18 protein-coding genes are annotated in these 18,522 nt (G+C 67.3%); 13 read left to right on the forward strand and 5 right to left on the reverse strand.

Features of this window, described 5'->3' with window-relative positions; translation table 11 throughout:
- Positions 1 to 21 precede the first annotated feature (21 nt).
- Positions 22 to 1,131, forward strand: coding sequence for a tRNA 2-thiouridine(34) synthase MnmA (gene mnmA, locus KF730_RS13695; RefSeq protein ID WP_294098075.1), 1,110 nt, complete (start codon positions 22 to 24; stop codon positions 1,129 to 1,131).
- On the opposite strand, the gene KF730_RS13700 is transcribed toward mnmA, so the two are convergent.
- From KF730_RS13700 to pdxH, 3 genes are read right to left on the reverse strand one after another with little or no spacing between them, the layout of a single operon-like run.
- Positions 1,121 to 1,909 (reverse strand): PhzF family phenazine biosynthesis protein, encoded by a 789-nt coding sequence (locus tag KF730_RS13700; protein ID WP_294098077.1) that lies wholly within the window; start codon positions 1,907 to 1,909, stop codon positions 1,121 to 1,123. The two genes, mnmA and KF730_RS13700, sit on opposite strands and share 11 nt — an antisense overlap.
- On the reverse strand, positions 1,906 to 2,820 hold the full coding sequence (locus KF730_RS13705; protein WP_294098081.1) for a cation diffusion facilitator family transporter: 915 nt from the start codon (positions 2,818 to 2,820) through the stop codon (positions 1,906 to 1,908). Before KF730_RS13705 ends, KF730_RS13700 begins: the two co-directional genes overlap by 4 nt.
- Positions 2,817 to 3,392: a pyridoxamine 5'-phosphate oxidase gene (gene pdxH / locus KF730_RS13710; RefSeq protein WP_294098087.1), complete on the reverse strand. Its 576-nt coding sequence runs from the start codon at positions 3,390 to 3,392 to the stop codon at positions 2,817 to 2,819. The genes KF730_RS13705 and pdxH overlap by 4 nt, the downstream gene beginning before the upstream one ends.
- Before the next feature lie 75 nt (positions 3,393 to 3,467).
- On the opposite strand from pdxH, the gene KF730_RS13715 reads away from it, so the two are divergent.
- From KF730_RS13715 to aroC, 9 genes are all read left to right on the forward strand, one after another.
- The gene (locus tag KF730_RS13715; RefSeq protein WP_294098090.1) at positions 3,468 to 4,343 is read left to right on the forward strand and encodes a Ku protein; all 876 of its coding nucleotides are present in this window, start codon (positions 3,468 to 3,470) and stop codon (positions 4,341 to 4,343) included.
- Positions 4,336 to 6,810, forward strand: a complete 2,475-nt coding sequence (ligD, locus tag KF730_RS13720; RefSeq protein WP_294098096.1) for a DNA ligase D — start codon at positions 4,336 to 4,338, stop codon at positions 6,808 to 6,810. Before KF730_RS13715 ends, ligD begins: the two co-directional genes overlap by 8 nt.
- A gap of 99 nt (positions 6,811 to 6,909) precedes the next feature.
- Positions 6,910 to 9,393, forward strand: a complete 2,484-nt coding sequence (locus KF730_RS13725) for a circularly permuted type 2 ATP-grasp protein (RefSeq protein ID WP_294098099.1) — start codon at positions 6,910 to 6,912, stop codon at positions 9,391 to 9,393.
- Positions 9,393 to 10,280, forward strand: a complete 888-nt coding sequence (locus tag KF730_RS13730) for a transglutaminase family protein (RefSeq protein ID WP_294099883.1) — start codon at positions 9,393 to 9,395, stop codon at positions 10,278 to 10,280. The genes KF730_RS13725 and KF730_RS13730 overlap by 1 nt, the downstream gene beginning before the upstream one ends.
- A gap of 54 nt (positions 10,281 to 10,334) precedes the next feature.
- Positions 10,335 to 11,249: a DnaJ C-terminal domain-containing protein gene (locus KF730_RS13735; protein WP_294098103.1), complete on the forward strand. Its 915-nt coding sequence runs from the start codon at positions 10,335 to 10,337 to the stop codon at positions 11,247 to 11,249.
- 6 nt (positions 11,250 to 11,255) lie between these two features.
- Positions 11,256 to 12,230 carry a YihY/virulence factor BrkB family protein gene (locus KF730_RS13740; protein ID WP_294098105.1) on the forward strand — a complete coding sequence of 325 codons (975 nt, stop codon included), beginning with the start codon at positions 11,256 to 11,258 and terminating at the stop codon, positions 12,228 to 12,230.
- Complete coding sequence (fabI, locus tag KF730_RS13745) at positions 12,227 to 13,030, forward strand: enoyl-ACP reductase FabI (RefSeq protein WP_294098107.1); 804 nt, start codon at positions 12,227 to 12,229, stop codon at positions 13,028 to 13,030. Before KF730_RS13740 ends, fabI begins: the two co-directional genes overlap by 4 nt.
- Positions 13,031 to 13,097: 67 nt before the next feature.
- The gene (locus KF730_RS13750) at positions 13,098 to 13,505 is read left to right on the forward strand and encodes a DUF559 domain-containing protein (protein ID WP_294098109.1); all 408 of its coding nucleotides are present in this window, start codon (positions 13,098 to 13,100) and stop codon (positions 13,503 to 13,505) included.
- Positions 13,502 to 14,572 (forward strand): chorismate synthase, encoded by a 1,071-nt coding sequence (gene aroC / locus KF730_RS13755; RefSeq protein WP_294098112.1) that lies wholly within the window; start codon positions 13,502 to 13,504, stop codon positions 14,570 to 14,572. Before KF730_RS13750 ends, aroC begins: the two co-directional genes overlap by 4 nt.
- A gap of 24 nt (positions 14,573 to 14,596) precedes the next feature.
- On the opposite strand, the gene KF730_RS13760 is transcribed toward aroC, so the two are convergent.
- The gene (locus KF730_RS13760; protein WP_294098115.1) at positions 14,597 to 15,886 is read right to left on the reverse strand and encodes an adenylosuccinate synthase; all 1,290 of its coding nucleotides are present in this window, start codon (positions 15,884 to 15,886) and stop codon (positions 14,597 to 14,599) included.
- Between the two features lie 148 nt (positions 15,887 to 16,034).
- Between KF730_RS13760 and KF730_RS13765 the strand changes: the two genes are divergently transcribed.
- From KF730_RS13765 to KF730_RS13775, 3 genes are read left to right on the forward strand one after another with little or no spacing between them, the layout of a single operon-like run.
- A complete protein-coding gene (locus KF730_RS13765) occupies positions 16,035 to 17,039 on the forward strand; it encodes a fumarylacetoacetate hydrolase family protein (protein ID WP_294098117.1) in 1,005 nt (334 codons plus the stop codon).
- Between the two features lies 1 nt (position 17,040).
- Complete coding sequence (locus KF730_RS13770) at positions 17,041 to 17,385, forward strand: hypothetical protein (protein ID WP_294098119.1); 345 nt, start codon at positions 17,041 to 17,043, stop codon at positions 17,383 to 17,385.
- Positions 17,386 to 17,428: 43 nt separating this feature from the next.
- The gene (locus KF730_RS13775) at positions 17,429 to 18,001 is read left to right on the forward strand and encodes a methylated-DNA--[protein]-cysteine S-methyltransferase (RefSeq protein ID WP_294098121.1); all 573 of its coding nucleotides are present in this window, start codon (positions 17,429 to 17,431) and stop codon (positions 17,999 to 18,001) included.
- Here KF730_RS13775 and KF730_RS13780 read toward each other — a convergent pair.
- Positions 17,998 to 18,519 carry a 2'-5' RNA ligase family protein gene (locus KF730_RS13780; protein WP_294098123.1) on the reverse strand — a complete coding sequence of 174 codons (522 nt, stop codon included), beginning with the start codon at positions 18,517 to 18,519 and terminating at the stop codon, positions 17,998 to 18,000. The genes KF730_RS13775 and KF730_RS13780 overlap by 4 nt on opposite strands.
- Between the last annotated feature and the right edge of the window lie 3 nt (positions 18,520 to 18,522).

Consider the following 18,522-nt stretch of genomic DNA (forward strand, 5'->3'; position numbering starts at 1 on the left):
GTCCCGTTATGGGGCGCGGCGATGACCCCAGCCGATTTCCAGCTCGAAGCGCCGCTCAAGGCGCGGCGGATCGTCGTCGCCATGTCGGGCGGCGTCGATTCGTCGGTGGTGGCGGCGCTCGCCGCGCAGACGGGCGCCGAGACGATCGGGGTGACGCTCCAGCTCTACGATCATGGCGAAGCGGTCGGCCGCGCCGGCTCGTGCTGCGCCGGCCGCGACATCCACGACGCCCGCGCGGTTTGCGACAAGCTCGGCATCGCTCATTATGTCTTCGATCACGAAAGCAGCTTCCGCGAGACCGTGATCGATGATTTCGCCGACGAATATCTCGCCGGGCGCACGCCGATCCCGTGCGTGAAGTGCAATATGGGGCCGAAATTCACCGATCTGTTCAAGCTCGCCCGCGATCTCGGCGCCGATTGTCTTGCCACCGGCCATTATGTGCGGCGGGTGATGGGCGCGCAGGGCGCCGAGCTGCACCGCGCCGTCGATCCGGCCCGCGATCAGAGCTATTTCCTGTTCGCCACCACCCGCGCCCAGCTCGATTTCCTGCGTTTCCCGTTGGGCGGCATGCCCAAGGCGCAGGTCCGCGAACTGGCCGCGCAGTTCGGCCTCGGCGTCTCTAACAAGCCCGACAGCCAGGATATCTGCTTCGTACCCGACGGCGACTATGCGTCGCTGGTCAAGAAGCTGCGCCCCGAAGCCGATGCCGGCGGCGACATCGTCGACGAGAGCGGCCGGGTGCTGGGACGGCACAAGGGGTTGATCCACTTCACCGTCGGCCAGCGCCGCGGCATCGAGATCGGCGGCACCCCCGAGCCGCTCTATGTGCTGCGCCTCGAGCCGTCGACGCGCGCGCTGGTCGTCGGGCCGAAATCGGCGCTCGCGGTCCGCACCGCGCGGATCGACGGCGTCAACTGGATCGGCGAGGGATTCGCAGGCGACGTCACTGCCAAGGTCCGCAGCCTCGCCAGGCCGGTGCCGGTGCGGCTGGAGGGCGACCGCGTCGTCTTCGAGGCGCCCGAATATGGTGTCGCTCCCGGCCAGGCGGCGGTGCTCTACGCCGGCGACCGCGTCCTCGGCGGCGGCTGGATCGCCGAGACCGAGCGCGCCGAGCTGGCTACAGCGTAAAGCTGCCTTCGATCACCGTCACGCAGCCGCCGCCGAGGATCACCCGGTCGCCATCATGCTCGCATTCGATGCGGCCGCCACGCTTGCTGGCCTGGAACGCGGTGAAGCGGTCGCGCCCGAGCCGCTTCGCCCAATAGGGCGTCAGCACCGAATGCGCCGAGCCGGTCACCGAATCCTCGTCGATCCCCGCCGCGGGCGCGAAGACCCGGCTGATCACGTCGGTCTCCCTGCCGGGCGCGGTGACGATGTTGAGCGTGTCGCCGATCCTCGCGAGCGCGCGGAAATCGGGTGCCACCGCCAGTACCGCGTCGGCACTGTCGAGCACGGTCAGATCATAGCCGCCGGGATGACGGAGCACATCGCCCTGCACGCCGAGCGCTTCGAGCAGCCCCGGCACTTCGGCGGGTTCGGGCGCATAGGCGGGCAGCGCCATGCGGTAACCGGCGCCGTCGCGCGCGACGCTCAGCACGCCGGCCTTGCGCGTCCGGAACGAAACCCGGTCGCGCGCGGGCTCGGCGGTCAGCACGATATGCCCGCTCGCCAGCGTCGCATGCCCGCACAGCGCGACCTCGACCGCCGGGGTGAACCAGCGCAGCTCATAATCGGCCTCGCCGCTGGCATCGGGGATGATGAACGCGGTCTCGGCGACGTTGTTCTCCTCGGCGATCGCCTGCAGCACCTCGTCGGCAAGCCAGGCATCGAGCGGCATCACCGCCGCCTGGTTGCCCTGAAAGGCGCGGGCGGCGAAGGCGTCGACCTGGGCGAACGGGATCTTCATTTGAGCTCCTTGAGCAAGTCGGCTTCGGTCAGCCGGTTGCCGGGATCGTCGATCTGGCCCTCGGGATCGATATGGATCAGGATCTCGGTGCCGGGGAATTCCGCGCCCAGTGCCGCCTCGAGCCGCTCGGTCACGTCGTGCGCGGCCTGAACGGTCATCATCGCGTCCATCGTGACATGGAACTGGACGAAATCGCGCGCGCCGCTGGTCCGGGTGCGCAGGTCGTGCAGGCTCTTGAGCTCGGGATGGCGCGCCGCGACCTCGACAAAGGCGCGGCGCTTGGCCTCGGGCCACTCCTTGTCCATCAGCTGGTCGATCGCCGCTTCGCTCGCCCGCCATGCGCCGAGCAGCAGCCACAAGGCGATGCCGACGCCGAACACCGCGTCCGTGCCGCGCAGCCCCAGATAGGCATCGAGCGCCAGCGCCACGATCACCGCGCCATTGAGGAACAGGTCGGACTGGTAGTGGAGCCGGTCGGTGCCGATCGCGATCGATCCGGTCGCGGCGATCACGCGCTGCTGATAGGCGGTCAGCAGCAGCGTCACCGCCATCGCCACCAGCGACACCGCGATGCCGGCCTCGGGCGCGGCGGGCGGCCCGGCATGGGTGAAGCTCTGGATCGCGCGGACCAGGATCGCCAGCGCCGAGATGGTGATGACGACGACCTGAAACAGCGCCGCCAGCGCTTCGGCCTTGCCGTGCCCGAAGCGGTGGCCCTCATCGGCCGGCTGCGCCGCCCAATGCACCCCGCCCAAAGTCACCAGCGACGCGACCAGATCGAGCACGGAATCGGCGAGGCTCGCAAGCACCGCCACCGAACCCGTCCGCCATGCCGCATAGGCCTTGAGGCTGCCGAGCAGGATCGCCGCGGTGACGCTCGCCAGCGCGGCGCGGCGCGCGAGATTGGTCACGGGTAGAGCAGCCCCTCGGACCAGCCTTCGCCGGTACGGGTGAACACGCGGCGTTCGTGCAGCCGGTGCGCGCGGTCCTGCCAGAACTCGATCCGGCGCGGCGTCACCCGATATCCGCCCCAGTGCGGCGGCCGCGGCACCGCGCCGCCCTCGAACTGCGCCTGCATTTCCGCGAACCGCGCCTCGAACACCTCGCGGGCGTCGAGCGAGCGCGACTGGTGTGAGGCCCATGCCCCAAGTTGCGAATCGCGGCCGCGGCTGGCGAAATAGGCATCGCTCTCGGCATCGGAAGCTAGGCTGACCTCACCCTCGATCCGGATCTGCCGCCGCAGCGATTTCCAGTGGAACAGCAAGGCCGCCTTCGATCCCGCCCCCAGCTCGCCAGCCTTGCGGCTCTCGCGGTTGGTGTAGAACACGAAGCCGTCACGGCCATGCCCCTTGAGTAGCACCATCCGCGCCGAAGGCTGTCCATCCGCACCGACCGTCGCCAGCGCCATCGCGTTGGAGTCGTTGATTTCGGTCTCGCGCGCCTCGGCGAACCAGGCATCGAACAGGTCGAACGGATCGGTCATTCGTGCCCCTTAGCCGAGGATCGGAACGACTCCCAGCCTCAGGATTTGAATCGGCTTCGCAACGAAGGAACTCGCATGGCCGCGCGCGCATATTGGCAGGGACAGATACGGCTGGCGCTCGTCTCGATCCCGGTCGAAATCTACACCGCGACCAAATCAGGCGCAACGATCAGCTTCCACCAGATCCACGAGCCCTCGGGCAAGCGCATCAAATATGAGAAGGTCGCCCCCGGCGTCGGCCCGGTCGATGTCGACGAGATCGTCAAGGGATTCGAAGTCGAAAAGGGCGAATATGTCCTGCTCGAACAGGACGAGATCGACGCGGTGAAGCTCGAATCGAAAAGGACGCTCGAACTCACCCAGTTCGTCGATGCCGACGAGATCGACGTGCTCTATTACGAGAAGCCCTATTTCGTCGTCCCCGCCGACGATCTCGCCGAGGAAGCCTTCATCGTCCTGCGCGAAGCGCTCCGCCGCACCCGAAAGGTCGGGCTCGGACAGCTGGCGATGCGCGGCCGCGAATATGTGGTGAGCCTCAAGCCGTGCGGGCGCGGCATGGTGCTCGAGACGCTGCGCTACGCCGACGAGGTCAACAAGGCGCAGGGCTATTTCCGCGACATTCCCGACAGCGCCCCCGACGCCGAGCTGCTCGGGCTGGCCGAGAGCCTGATCGAGAAAAAGGTCGCCAAATTCGATCCCAGGGAATTCCACGACCGCTATGTCGATGCGCTCAAGGACCTGATCGAGCGCAAGAAGAAGGCCAAGGGCCGCAAGATCATCGAGGACAAGGAAGCGGGCACGGACAGCCGTGGCTCGAACGTCGTCGATCTGATGGCGGCGCTCAAGAAATCGCTGGAGAAGCCGAGTGCGAAAACCAGTGCGGGCGTGAAGACCAAGCCGGCCGCCAAGGCCGCGCCCGCGAGGAAAGCCCCGGCGAAGAAGCGTGCCTAAGGCCGATCCTCTCGCCAAGTACAACGCCAAGCGCGACTTCGCGCAAACCGCGGAGCCGGCGGGCAAGCTGGCCAGGACCGGCGGAAACCGCTTCATGGTCCAGAAGCACGACGCGACGCGGCTGCACTGGGATTTCCGCCTCGAAGTCGACGGCGTGCTCAAAAGCTGGGCGGTGACGCGCGGGCCGAGCATCGATCCGAATGAAAAGCGCCTTGCGGTGCGCACCGAGGATCATCCGCTAAGCTATGCCGATTTCGAAGGCATCATTCCCAAGGGCCAATATGGCGGCGGCACGGTGATGCTGTGGGACGACGGCGTCTGGGAGCCTGTCGAGGGCAAGAGCGCCAGGGATCTGGAGAAGGGCCATCTCCATTTCCGCCTCGATGGCGTGCGGATGAAGGGCGAATGGTTGCTGATTCGCTTGAAGCCGCGCGGCAAGGAAAAGGCCGAGAACTGGCTGCTGCGCAAGATCGACGATGCCGAAGCCGGCGCGACCGATTTTCTGGTCGAGACCGGGCTGACCAGCGTCAAGACCGGGCGGACGATGCTGGAGATCGAGGAGGGGAAACCTGCGCATTCGTCATCCCGGCACACACCGGGATCCAGAGCCAAGGGCGTTACGGGCGTAACCCCGGGCCCCGGCGTGCGCCGGAGTGACGAAAAGGGCAAAGCCCCCGCTTTCCACCGGCCTCAGCTCGCCACCCTTGTCGACAGCGTCCCCACCGGCAACGCCTGGCTCCACGAAGTCAAATATGACGGCTATCGCGCGCTGATCGCGATCGGCGCGGACGTCAAAATCTACACCCGCTCCGGCCTCGACTGGACCGATAAATTCCCCGGAATCGCCGAAGCCGCGAAGTCCATCCCAGGCCCGGCGCTGCTCGATGGCGAGATCGTCGCCTACAAGAACGGCAAGCCCGATTTCTCGACGCTGCAGGACGCGATCTCGGCCGGCGGCGAGGGCCTCACCTATTTCGCTTTCGACCTGCTTGGCGAGGGCGACGAGGATCTGACCAAACAGCAGCAGCTCGCCCGCAAGGAGCGGCTGCGCATCCTTCTCGAAGCCGCCGACACGCGCATCCAGTTCTCCGAACATATCGTCGGCGCCGGCGAGAAGCTGTTCGCGGCGATGTGCCGCGAAGGCTATGAGGGCATCGTCTCGAAGCGCGCCGACGCGCCTTATCGCGGCGCCCGCACCAAGGCTTGGCTCAAGATCAAATGCACGCGGCGGCAGGAATTCGTGATCATCGGCTGGACACCGTCGAGCGCCAGGGGCCGCGGCTTCCGCTCGCTGCTCCTCGCCGTCAATGAGGGCGGCACGCTGCGCTACGCCGGCAAGGTCGGCACCGGATTCAACATGGATGCGCTCCACGATCTGCGCGCGCGCTTCGCGAAGATCGAAGCCGCCAAGCCCGCCGCCGAAGTGCCGAGGCCCGAGGCGCGCGGCGCGCATTGGGTCAAGCCGAGCCTCGTCGCCGAGATCGCCTTCGCCGAATTCACTGCCGAGAATGTTGTCCGCCATGCCAGTTTCCTCGGCCTGCGCGGCGACAAGAAGGCGAGCGAAGTGGTCGCCGAAAAGCCCGCGCCTTTGCCTGAAGCTCCCGAGACCAGCATCAGGATCAGCAATCCCGATCGCGTGATCTATCCGGAAAGCGGCCTCACCAAGGGCGATCTCGCCGATTATTACGCCGCGGTCGCGCCCAATATCCTGCGCTGGCTGGCGAACCGTCCGATCAGCCTGGTCCGCTGCCCGCAGGGCCGCGCCAAATATTGCTTCTTCCAGAAGCATGATGCTGGCTCGTTCGGCGACCATGTCCACCATGTCGATGTCCGCGAGAAGGACGGTTCGGTCGAACCCTATCTCTATATCGACGATGCCGACGGGATGCTTGCATGTGTCCAGATGGGCACGATCGAATTCCATGGGTGGGGCTCGGGCGTGGCCGATATCGAAAAGCCCGATCGGCTGGTCTTCGATCTCGATCCCGACGAGGGGCTGGGGTTCGAAGCGGTCAAGAAGGCCGCCTTCGATATCAAGGGCCACCTCGCCGATATCGGGCTGACCAGCTGGCCGTTGCTGTCGGGCGGCAAGGGCGTCCATGTCGTCGTCCCGCTGATTCCGCGCGCGGAATGGCCTGAAGTGAAGAGCTTCGCCGAGCGTTTCGCCCGCGCGCTGGCGCAGGCCGAGCCCGAGCGTTTCACCGCCAACCTCAAGAAAGCTAACCGCAAGGGCAGGACCTTCCTCGATTATCTCCGCAACCAGCGTGGCAGCACCGCGGTTCTTCCCTATGTCGCCCGCGCCCGCGAGGATGCACCGGTCGCCGCACCGGTCACCTGGACCGAGCTGCGCGACCTCGACAGCCCCAAGCGCTGGACGATCCGCGACGCCGCCGAACTCAATGAACGCGCCGCCAGCCGCGCGCTGCGGGGGTGGGGCGAAGCGGGGCAGGAATTGCCCGACCTATAGCTTTCCAAGCCGTCATCCCCGCGAATGACGAAGTGAGAACCTAATCTGTGTTGCGAAGCAGCATCGATTCGCCCAGAGTCTTGCGAAAGGGAGCTCGGGGTGGCCAGCAGCGCCGCAAATCTGTTCGACGCAGGCGTGGTCGCCGATCGCTGGATCGCCGACTATTGCGCCGCGTCGAAGAGCGGCGACGCCTTGTGCGCCGATGGCGGCGACCGAGCGGCATGGGCGGCCTTGTTTGAAGAGCTGGCCGGCCTTGGCGACGATCTCGAACATGCCCGCGAACGCGCCCAGCGCCACGCCGCCGATATCGGCACCGGCTTCCGCATCGCCGGCCAGGGCGAGGATGATGAGCGCCCCTGGCCGCTTTCGCCGGTGCCGCTTCTCATCCCCGAGGCCGAATGGCGGGGGATCGAAGCCGGGGTCGTCCAGCGCGCCGAGCTGATCGAGCGGCTGCTCGCCGATCTCTATGGCGAGCAGGGTCTGGTCGCCGATGGCCATGTCCCCGCCGCGCTGGTTACCGGCAGCCCCTATTTCCTCCGCCCGCTGAGCCGGCTCGATCCGCCCGGCGGCCATCATCTCCACTTCGCCGCCTTCGATCTGTGCCGCGGGCCCGAGGGCGGCTGGCGGGTGCTGGCCGATCATCTCCGCGCGCCCGCCGGCGCGGGCTATGCGCTCGAAAACCGGCTGGCGATGGCGCGTACGCTCGGCGGCCTGCAGAACCGCCTCAACATCGCCCGCCACGCGCCGTTCTTCGCCGCCTTTCGCGAGGGGCTGGCGGCGTCCTGCCGGCGCGTCGATCCGCGCATGGCGCTGCTCACCCCGGGCCGGCTCAATCCCAGCTATGCCGAACAGGCGCATCTCGCCCGCTATCTCGGCTTCCTGCTGGTCGAGGGCCCCGATCTCGCGGTGCTCGACGACAAGCTCTATGTCCGCACCATCGCCGGGCTCAAGCGTATCGATGCGTTGTGGCACCGGCTCGATCCGCGCCTGCTCGATCCGCTCGCGCTCGATTCGCATTCGTCGATCGGCGTGCCCGGGGTGATCGATGCGATGGCGGCGGGCAATGTCGTCATCGCCAACGCGCCAGGCGCCGGCCTGCTCGAAGCGCCCGCCTTCGCCGCCTTCCTGCCCAGGCTCGGCAAGATCCTCGGCGAGCCGCTGAAGCTGCCCAACATCGCCACCTGGTGGTGCGGCCAGGATGCGGCACGCGCGCATGTCGAAGCCCATCTCGACACGCTCGTCATCGCCCCGGCCTTCGGCGCCACGCCGCTTGGCCTGCCCAATGGCAAGCCGGTGCTGGGCGCCAGCCTCACTGGCGATGCCCGCGCCGCCCTGCTCGCCGATCTCGCCCGCCGTCCGCAGGATTATGTCGGGCAGGAAGTCGTCCGCCTCTCGACGATGCCGGTGGTCGCCGAAGGCGCGCTCGCCCCGCGCCCCTTCACCCTGCGCGTCTTCGTGGCACGCGGCGGCGACGGCAATTGGAGCGTGATGCCCGGCGGCTTCGCCCGCATCGGCGAGCATGCCGATGCCCGCGCCGCGGTGATGGGCGAGGGCCTGTGGTCCGCCGATGTCGCGATCCATGGCGATGAGGAAGTGGCGCCCGTCTCGCTGCTGCCTTCGGGGGATTCGACGGCGCTGCGCCGCAATCCCGGCACGCTTCCCAGCCGGGTCGCCGACAATCTCTTCTGGCTCGGCCGCTATCTGGAGCGTGGCGAGGCGCTGCTCGGCGTGCTGCGCGTTCTGCTCGGCCACTCGATCAGCGCCGACACCGGCGCGGCGCTCTCCGCCGACACGGTCCGCCGCCTCGTCGGGCTGGTCGTCGCCGCCGGCGCCGCGCCCGAGCCCAAGGCCTATAAGCGCGCCGATTTGACCGCGCTGATCCGCATCGCCCTGGAGGGCGAGGACGGCTGGTACAGCGTCCGCTACACCAACGCCCAGGCCAGGCGCATCGCCGAAGTCTCGCGCGAGCGGCTCTCGGCCGATATGGTCCGGCTGCTCGACGCGCCGTTCCCGACCCGGGGCAGCGTCCTCGACCGCACCGGCAGCCTTCAGCGCCGCTATTCCGCGCTCGCCGGCCTCGCCGCCGAGCATATGGGCCGCACCGACGCGTGGCGCTTCCACGATATCGGCCGCCGTATCGAGCGCGCCAGTAACGCGGTCCGCGCGATCCGCGCGTTCGGCAGCGTACAGGCGACCAGCGACGATCTTTCGACCCTGCTCGATCTCGCCGACAGCCAGATCAGCTATCGCCAACGCTATCTGACCGGGATGGCGCGCGTCCCTGTCCTCGATCTCGTCACGCTCGATCCGGGCAATCCGCGCGGCATCGCCTTCCAGGTCGCGGCGATCTCGGGGCATCTCAACAAATTGCCCGTGCTGTCCGATTCCGGTCTTGCCGAAGCGCAGCAGGAACAGGCGCGCGAGCTCGCCGCGATCCTCGTCACCGCCAATGCCACCCGCATCGATGACTGGATGCTCGGCGATATCGGCGTGCGCCTCACCAACCTCTCCGACGCGATCGCTCGCCGCTATTTCCTGCAGGGCGCCGAGCCCTTGCGTGCCGCAGGGATGGTGCTGGCGTGATGCTCTACGATATCCGTCACGTGACGCGCTTCGATTATGCGCGCGCGGTCGGCTTCGCGCGCAACAATCTGCGGCTCAAGCCGATCCTGTGGTCGGGCCAGGAAATGCTCGACTACAGCCTGACCGTCGAGCCGCATGGCCGCATCCAGCCGGCGCGCGCCGAGGCGGGGCTGGCCAATGTCATGCGGCTGGTGGTCGAGGCGCCGGCCAGGACGCTGACCATCACCAGCACCGCGCGGGTGCGGGTCAATCGCCCGATCCCGTTCCCCCGGCCGGATGACCCGACGATCGCCGAGATCGCCGCGCTCGCCCGGACCAGCCGCGACGCCTCGCCCGCCAGTCCCGCCAGCTATATCTTTCCCTCGCCGCTGATCCCGGTCGATGCCGATATCGCCGCCTGGTGCGCCGGGGACCTCGATCCCGCGCGCGGGATTCTCGACGCCGCTTATGCGCTCGCCTGCCGCATCCAGCGCGAATTCGATTTCGATACCGGGGCGACGATGGTCGATACCCCGCCACACGAGGCGTTCCGCAAGCGCGGGGGCGTTTGTCAGGATTTCGCGCAGATCATGATTTCCGGGCTGCGCGCCGCCGGTCTGCCCGCCGCCTATGTCTCGGGCTATCTGCGCACCTTGCCGCCACCCGGCCAGCCGCGCCTGGTCGGCGCCGATGCGACGCATGCCTGGGTATTGGTCTGGGCCGGAGCGGAGCTGGGCTGGGTCGGGGTCGATCCCACCAACGGCATCTGGATGGCCGAGGATCATATCGTTGTCGCCATCGGCCGCGATTATTCGGATATCGCGCCGGTCGACGGCGTCGTTCTTGGGTCGGGCGCACAGCAGATGCACGTTTCGGTCGATGTCGAGCCGCTGGAGACCGGCGCCTAGCTCTTGCGTTGATGCCCGGTCGCGCCGAAATAGCGCGCGAACAAAGGGACAAGAATGGCCGATCCGTACGCAACTTTGGGAGTAGCCCGTGGCGCCGACGAGGCGACGATCAAGAAAGCCTATCGCAAGCTCGCCAAGGAGCTGCACCCCGATCGCAACAAGGACGATCCGAAGAAGGCCGAGCGCTTCGCCAAGGTGACGCAGGCCTATGACCTGCTCACCGACAAGGACAAGCGCGCGCGCTTCGATCGCGGCGAGATCGACGGTGACGGCAATCCCACCGCGCCGTTCGGCTTCGGCGGCGGGCCCGGCGGACCGCAGGGCGGCTTCAGCGCGCGCGATTTCGGCGGCGGCGATGCCGGCGGGTTCAGCGATATCTTCGAGGGCCTGTTTGGCGGGCGCGGCGGCGGTGGCGGTTTCTCCAGCGGCTTCGGGCGGCGCCCGGCCGCCAAGGGCGCCAACGTCGCCTATCGCCTCGCCGTGTCGTTCGAGGATGCCGCCCGGCTCAGCCCGCAGCGCATCACGCTGCGCGACGGCAAGACCATCGACCTGAAACTGCCGGCGGGTGTCGAGACCGGCACCCAGATGCGGCTGACCGGCAAGGGCGACGAGGGGCCGGGCGGGATGGGCGACGCGATCGTCACCATCGAGATCGGCAAGCACGCTTTCTATTCGCGCAGCGGCGACGATATCCGTCTCGACCTGCCGGTGACGCTCCGGGAAGCGGTGCTCGGCGGCCCGGTCCGCGTGCCGACCCCCGATGGCCCGGTGATGCTCACGGTCCCCAAGGGTTCGACCTCGGGCAAGGTGCTGCGCCTCGGCGGCCGCGGCTTTCACAAGAAGGGCGGGACGCGCGGCAATCTGCTCGTCACCCTGATCGTCGATCTCCCAAGCGACGATGCCGCGCTGACCAGCTTCGCCGAGGGCTGGCAGGATATGCGGAACCCGCGCGCGAAGATGGGCGTCTAGGTCTTAGTGACCGAGACCCCGCCCGTAGCCGAACCCCGCCCGGCACCGCCCGGCATCTCCCCCGAATCGCCCGAGGCGCGGCGGCGGGGTTTCGGCAAGCGGCTCGAGGATCTCGGCTTCAGCCAGCGCGCGCTCGAAATCCTCAAGCGCGTTGGCGTCGGCACCTATACCGATGGCTTCACCCATGCCGGCAACCTCGCCTATCTGTCGCTGGTCACGCTGTTTCCGTTCTTCATCGTCACCGCCGCGATCGCCCGGGTGTTCGGCCGCCGCGAAGATACCATCGCGGCGTTGAATGCCTTCCTCAACACCGTGCCCCCCGACGTCGCCAACCTCCTTGCCCAGCCGATCCGCGATGTGCTGGAGGCGCGCTCGGGCAACCTTCTCTGGTTCGGCGCCATCGTCGGCCTGTGGACCACCGCCGGCTTCATCGAGACGCTCCGCGCGATCCTCCGCCAGGCATATGGCACGCAAAGCTCGACCCCCTTCTGGCGCTACCGGTTGGGCGCGATCGGGATGATCGTCGGCGCGGTGATCCTCGCCATGGCGGCGTTCAGCTTCCAGGTGATCCTGACCGGCGTCGAGCAATTGCTCTACCGGGTTTTCCCTTTCGCGGTGGAGGCGCAGCAGGCGGTGTCGATCGGCCGCCTCGCCCCCGGCCTCGCGCTGTTCGGCGCGCTCTACATCCTGTTCTATTCGCTGACCCCGGCGAAGTATCGCAAGACCACATGTCTCAAATGGCCCGGCGCGGCACTGGTCACGGGCTGGTGGCTGGGGACGACGGCATTGCTCCCCAGGGTGCTGTCGCTGCTCGGCGGCTATGACCTGACCTATGGCAGTCTCGCCGGCGTGATGATCGCCTTGATCTTCTTCTTCATCATTGGCTTGGGCGTGGTGATCGGCGCGGAATTGAACGCGGCTCTGGCGGAAGTCCCTCAGGAAGGTCTAGAGAGCGCCGAAAGCAAGGAGGTTGCTGCATGACCGGATTGATGCAGGGGAAGCGCGGGCTGATCATGGGCCTCGCCAACGATCGTTCGCTCGCATGGGGCATCGCCCAGAAATTGCGCGAGCAGGGCGCCGAGCTGGCGTTCAGCTATCAGGGCGAAGCGCTGGAAAAGCGGGTCCGCCCGCTCGCCGAGCAGCTCGGCAGCGATTTCCTGATCGATTGCGATGTTTCCGACATGGCCGCGCTCGATGTCGCGTTCGATGCCTTGCGGGCACGCTGGGCGACGATCGACTTCGTCGTCCACGCCATCGGTTTCTCCGACAAGAACGAGCTGCGCGGCGGCTATGTCGATACCAGCCTCGATAATTTCCTGATGACGATGAACATCAGCGTCTATTCGTTCGTCGCGGTGGCGCAGCGCGCCTCGAAGATGATGCCGAACGGCGGCAGCCTGCTGACGCTCAGCTATTACGGCGCCGAAAAGGTGATCCCGCATTACAACGTCATGGGCGTCGCCAAGGCCGCGCTCGAGACCAGCGTCCAATACCTCGCCGTCGATCTCGGCCGCGACAATATCCGCGTCAACGCGATCTCGGCCGGCCCGATCAAGACGCTCGCCGCCTCGGGTATCGGCGATTTCCGCCTGATCCTGAAGTGGAACGAGCTCAACAGCCCGCTCAAGCGCAATGTCACGATCGAGGATGTCGGCGGCGCCGGGCTATATTTCTGCAGCGATCTCTCGGCCGGCGTCACCGGCGAGACCCACCATGTCGATGCCGGCTATCACGTCATCGGCATGAAGGCGGAGGACGCCCCGGATATCGCTTTGGCATAGCTTAAACCCCTCTCCCTGAAGGGGAGAGGGAAGGGGCCCGCGCCGAAGGCGTGGGAAGGGTGAGGGCATGAAGCGACCAAAGGGCGACGATGCGCTGAGCTTTCAACGCCAGGCACGTCGTAACCGCACCGAACCCGAGAACCACTTGTGGCAAGCGATCCGCAATCGCCAGCTATCGGGAGCGAAATTTCGCCATCAAGTCTGGCTTGGCCCGTACCTCGCCGATTTTTATTGTTCCGAGGCGAAGCTCGTGGTCGAGATTGATGGCGACACGCACGCATTCCAGCAGAGCTATGATGCGCAGCGTACCGCACAGCTCGAACAAGAAGGCTTCCGATTGATCCGCTTTTCGAACGATGAGGTGATGCGGAACCTGGACGGCGTCGCGGAAACGATCCGCGAGGCGCTCATGCCCTCACCCTCCCATGCTTCGCATGGGCCCCTCCCTCTCCCCTTCAGGGAGAGGGGATTATGAGCTACAACACCTTCGGACGCGTCTTTCGCTTCACCACCTGGGGGGAATCGCACGGGCCCGCGCTCGGCGCGGTGGTCGATGGCTGCCCGCCGGGACTGGCTTTGTCCGAAGCCGATATCCAGCCGTTCCTCGACAAGCGCCGCCCGGGCACCTCGCGTTTCACCACCCAGCGGCAGGAACCCGATCAGGTCCGCATCCTCTCGGGCGTGTTCGAGGGCAGGACCACCGGCACGCCGATCGCGCTGCATATCGACAATGTCGATCAACGTTCGAAGGATTATTCGGAAGTCGCCCAGGCCTATCGCCCCGGGCACGCCGATTACGCTTATGACGCCAAATATGGTTTTCGCGACTATCGCGGCGGCGGGCGCAGCTCGGCGCGCGAGACCGCGGCGCGGGTGGCGGCGGGCGCGGTCGCGCGGCTGGTGATTCCCGAGGTCAAGATCGCCGCCTGGGTAGAGGCGATCGGCGGCGACGCCATATTCTATTCGCGTTTCGACGAGGAGGAGATCGCCCGCAATCCCTTCTTCTGCCCCGATGCCCAGGCCGCGTCGCGCTGGGAGCGGAAGGTCGATGAAGCGCGCAAGGCGGGGTCGTCGCTCGGGGCGACGGTCACCTGCCAAGCAAGCGGGGTGCCGGCTGGCTGGGGCGCGCCGCTCTACGCCAAGCTCGACAGCGAACTGGCCGCGGCGATGATGTCGATCAACGCCGTGAAGGGAGTCGAGATCGGCGATGGCTTCGCGGCCGCGCTGGCGACCGGCGAGGGCAATGCCGATCCGATGCGCCCCGGCGCAGACGGTCCGCAATTCCTCGCCAATCATGCCGGCGGGATCGCGGGCGGCATCTCGACCGGTCAGCCCATCTGGGTGCGCACCGCCTTCAAGCCGACCAGCTCGATCCTCACGCCCGTGGAGACGATCACGCGGGAAGGCGAGGCGACCGAGATCCGCACCAAGGGCCGCCATGATCCTTGCGTCGGCATCCGCGGCGCGCCGGTGGTCGAAGCGATGATGGCGCTGGTGCTGGCCGACCAGAAGCTGCTCCACCGGGCGCAGACGGGGCGCTAGCCCGCAAGCGCGCCCGACGGCGCCTCAATCGGCGAACGGATCGCGCACCAGGATCGTGTCGTCGCGCTGCGGACTGGTCGAAACCAGCGCGACCGGGCACTGGATCAGCTCCTCGATGCGGCGGATATATTTGATCGCCTGCGCCGGCAGATCGGCCCAGCTGCGCGCGCCCGCGGTCGATTCCGCCCAGCCCGGCATCGTTTCATAGACCGCCTCGACCGCCGCCTGGTCCGCGGCATTGGCCGGATAATAATCCAGCGTCTCACCGCGCAGCTTGTAGCCGGCGCAGATCGATACTTCCTCCAGCCCGTCGAGCACGTCGATCTTGGTCAGCGCGATGCCGGTGATTCCCGATACCGCCGCCGACTGGCGCAGCAGCACCGCATCGAGCCAGCCGCAGCGCCGCTTGCGCCCGGTGACCGTGCCGAACTCATGCCCGCGCGTGCCCAGCCGCTCGCCGATGTCATTGTCCTGCTCGGTCGGGAACGGCCCCGAGCCGACCCGCGTGGTATAGGCTTTGGCGATTCCCAGCACGAAGCCGACCGCGCTTGGCCCCATGCCGCTGCCCGCCGCCGCGGTGCCCGCCACCGTGTTCGACGAGGTCACGAACGGATAGGTGCCGTGATCGATATCGAGCAGCACGCCCTGCGCGCCCTCGAACAGGATCCGCCGCCCGCGCGACCGCGCCTCGGCGAGCGTCCGCCACACCGGCTCGGCGAAGGGCAGCACGAAGCCGGCGATGTCCTTGAGCTCGGCGACCAGAGCCGCGCGATCGACCGGCGCTTCGCCGAATCCGGCCCGCAATGCGTCATGATGCGCGCACAGCCGGTCGAGCTGCGGGCCGAGATCGTCGAGATGCGCGAGATCGCATACCCGGATCGCGCGCCGGCCGACCTTGTCCTCATAGGCCGGGCCGATCCCGCGCCGGGTCGTGCCGATCTTGCCGGCGCCGCTGGCATCTTCGCGCAGCGCGTCGAGATCGCGGTGGAACGGCAGGATCAGCGGGCAGGTATCGGCGACCTTGAGCGTCGCCGGGGTGACGTTGACACCCTGCCCGCGCAATTTCTCGACCTCGGATTTGAGGTGCCACGGATCGAGCACCACGCCATTGCCGATCACGCTCGGCGTGCCACGCACGATCCCCGAGGGCAGCAGCGACAATTTGTAGACATTCTCGCCGACCACCAAAGTGTGTCCGGCATTGTGCCCGCCCTGGAAACGCACGACCATGTCGGCGCGTTCGGCGAGCCAGTCGACGATCTTTCCCTTGCCCTCATCGCCCCATTGGGCGCCGATCACTGCGACATTGGCCATGGATACAGGTCTCCGCCTGCCGGCGAGGCCCGACGCCGCCCTTCGACAGGGCTCGGCGGCGCGGGTGTTCCTGAAATGCGTGGCGCGAATGGCCTTGGCCGGGCCCCGCGTCAAGGTCTAAGACAATGGCGACAACAAAGGAGAGATCATGAAACTGGCGAGCCTCAAGCACGGTCGCGACGGTAAACTCGTCGTCGTCTCGAACGACCTCGCCTGGTATGCGAGCGCCAGCATGATCGCGCCGACGCTGCAGGCGGCGCTCGACGATTGGGACCGGGTCGAGGCCGATCTGCGCAACCTCCAGACCGACCTCGATCACGAAGTCATCCCGCGCGAGCGTTTCCATGAGCGCCTCGCCGCCGCACCGCTGCCGCGCGCCTATCAATGGGCCGATGGCTCGGCCTATGTGAACCATGTCGCGCTGGTGCGGCAGGCGCGCGCGGCGGAGATGCCCGACAGTTTCTGGCACGATCCCTTGATGTATCAGGGCGGATCGGACGGTTTCCTGGGCCCGCGCGATCCGATTCCGCTCGCGGATGAAGCTTGGGGTTGCGATCTCGAAGCCGAAGTGGTGGTCGTCACCGGTGACGTTCCGCTCGGCGCCTCGCGCGAGGAGGCGCTGGCGGCGGTGCGGCTGGTCGGCCTCACCAACGATGTATCGCTGCGCAACCTCATCCCCGGTGAGCTCGCCAAGGGTTTCGGCTTCTTCCAGTCCAAGCCGGCCAGCGCCTTCTCGCCGGTGTTCGTGACGCCCGACGCGCTTGGCGACTGGTGGCAGGACGGCAAGCTTCATCGCAAGCTGATGGTCGATCTCAACGGCAAGCCGTTCGGCCGCGCCGAAGCCGGCGAGGATATGACCTTCGATTTCGGCACGCTGATCGCCCATGCCGCCAAGACGCGGAAATTGGGCGCCGGCACGATCATCGGCTCGGGCACCGTCTCGAATCGCGGCGAGGATGGCGGCCCTGGCAAGCCGATCGCCGAGGGCGGCGTCGGCTATTCGTGCCTCGCCGAAGTCCGCACCGTCGAGACGATCCTGCGTGGGAGCGCGGAAACGCCGTTCCTGAAAGCCGGCGATACCGTCCGTATCTGGGCCGAGGACGACAGGCATCACCCGATCTTCGGGGTGATCGAGCAGACCGTCGGCGGCTGAGTTGGTCGAGACGGTCACGCTCTGGCGCCCGGTCGGCCCGGCGGAGCTGGCGCTGGTCGAGGCCAGCGGCATGCGCGGCTTTCCGCCGCGCCTTCCCGATCAGCCGATCTTCTATCCGGTCACGACCGAGGACTATGCGATCAAGATCGCGCGCGATTGGAATGTGCGGGATAGCGGCAGCGGTTTCGTTACCCGCTTTGCGGTGCGTCGTGACTATCTCGATGGCTATGCGATCCAGGATGCCGGCGGGCAGGCACACCGCGAATATTGGATTCCAGCCGGAGACCTGCCGGCGTTCAACGCGGCGATCGTCGGCCCGATCGAAGTGACGCACCGCTTCGAATGAATGGGTTGTTGCGCATGTCGGGTCGCGTCCCGATCTCAGCGTCATGACGGACGCGTGCTTCTATGGCTTGTTCGAAACCGAAGGCGGCTTCGCCGCGATCGGTTGGAACGTGAACGGCGTCACCGCCCTGCGCCTGCCGGCAAGCAATCCGCACGAAGCCGAATGGGCGCTGCTCCGCCGCCTGCCCGATGCGCAGCTGGTGTCGCCACCGCCACAGGTGCGGGCAGTGATCGAGGACGCCCGGCGCTATTTCGCCGGCGAACGCGTCGATTTCGGACAGGTGCCGGTCGATCTCGGCACGCAGCGGCCCTTCTTCGAGCGCGTCTACGCCGCCGTCCGCCAGCTCGGCTGGGGCGAGACCGCCACCTATGGCGCCATCGCCAGGCTGCTCGATGCCGGCCCCGAATCCGCTCGCGCCGTTGGCCAGGCGATGGCTAGCAACCCGGTGCCGCTGATCATCCCCTGCCACCGCGTCACCGCCGCCAACGGCCAGATCGGCGGCTTCTCCGCCCCCGGTGGTTCCTCGTCCAAGGCGCATATGCTCGGCCTCGAAGGCGTCGAGGTCCGCGATGGGATCGTCACCCGCAATGTCGCGCAACTGGCTATGGGCTTCTAGAAAGCGAAAGACGTCTGCCGGCCGATCAGCGGCCAGCGCCCAAGCTCCTCATGGCGGCCCTGCCCGTAAATGCTGCGGACCAGCTGGAACTCCTCGGCGATCCAGCTGATCGGCGCGATCGCCTTTCGCCGCTCCGGCGCATTGCCATAGGCGACGGAGAGGTGCGGTTCGGCATCATAGCCGGGCACCGGCATGCCCACATTCGCCAGCCCCTGCTTGAACAGCGTGCGAAGCGTGCGCACGCCGCGCGCCTTGCCGATCAGCGCGTTGCGGCGGAGCGTGTGCAGCGAGATGCGGAAGGGGTCGAGCGACAGCGCGGCGGCGATGGCGATCAGCCGGTCGAGCCGCGCGGCCGAGATATCCCGGGCATCGCCCAGGGGCAGTACCGTGCAATGAAACCGCGCCGGCCCATAGCTGCTGGCGATATCGAGCAGCCGCCGGCAGCAATCGATCTCCCGCGCCACGGCCGGCGGCGGTTTGATCATCACATAGAGGGGCTGGGCACCGGTCATCGGCATGGC

This window comes from Sphingomonas sp. (genome assembly GCF_019635515.1).
Classification (GTDB): Bacteria; Pseudomonadota; Alphaproteobacteria; order Sphingomonadales; family Sphingomonadaceae; genus Sphingomonas.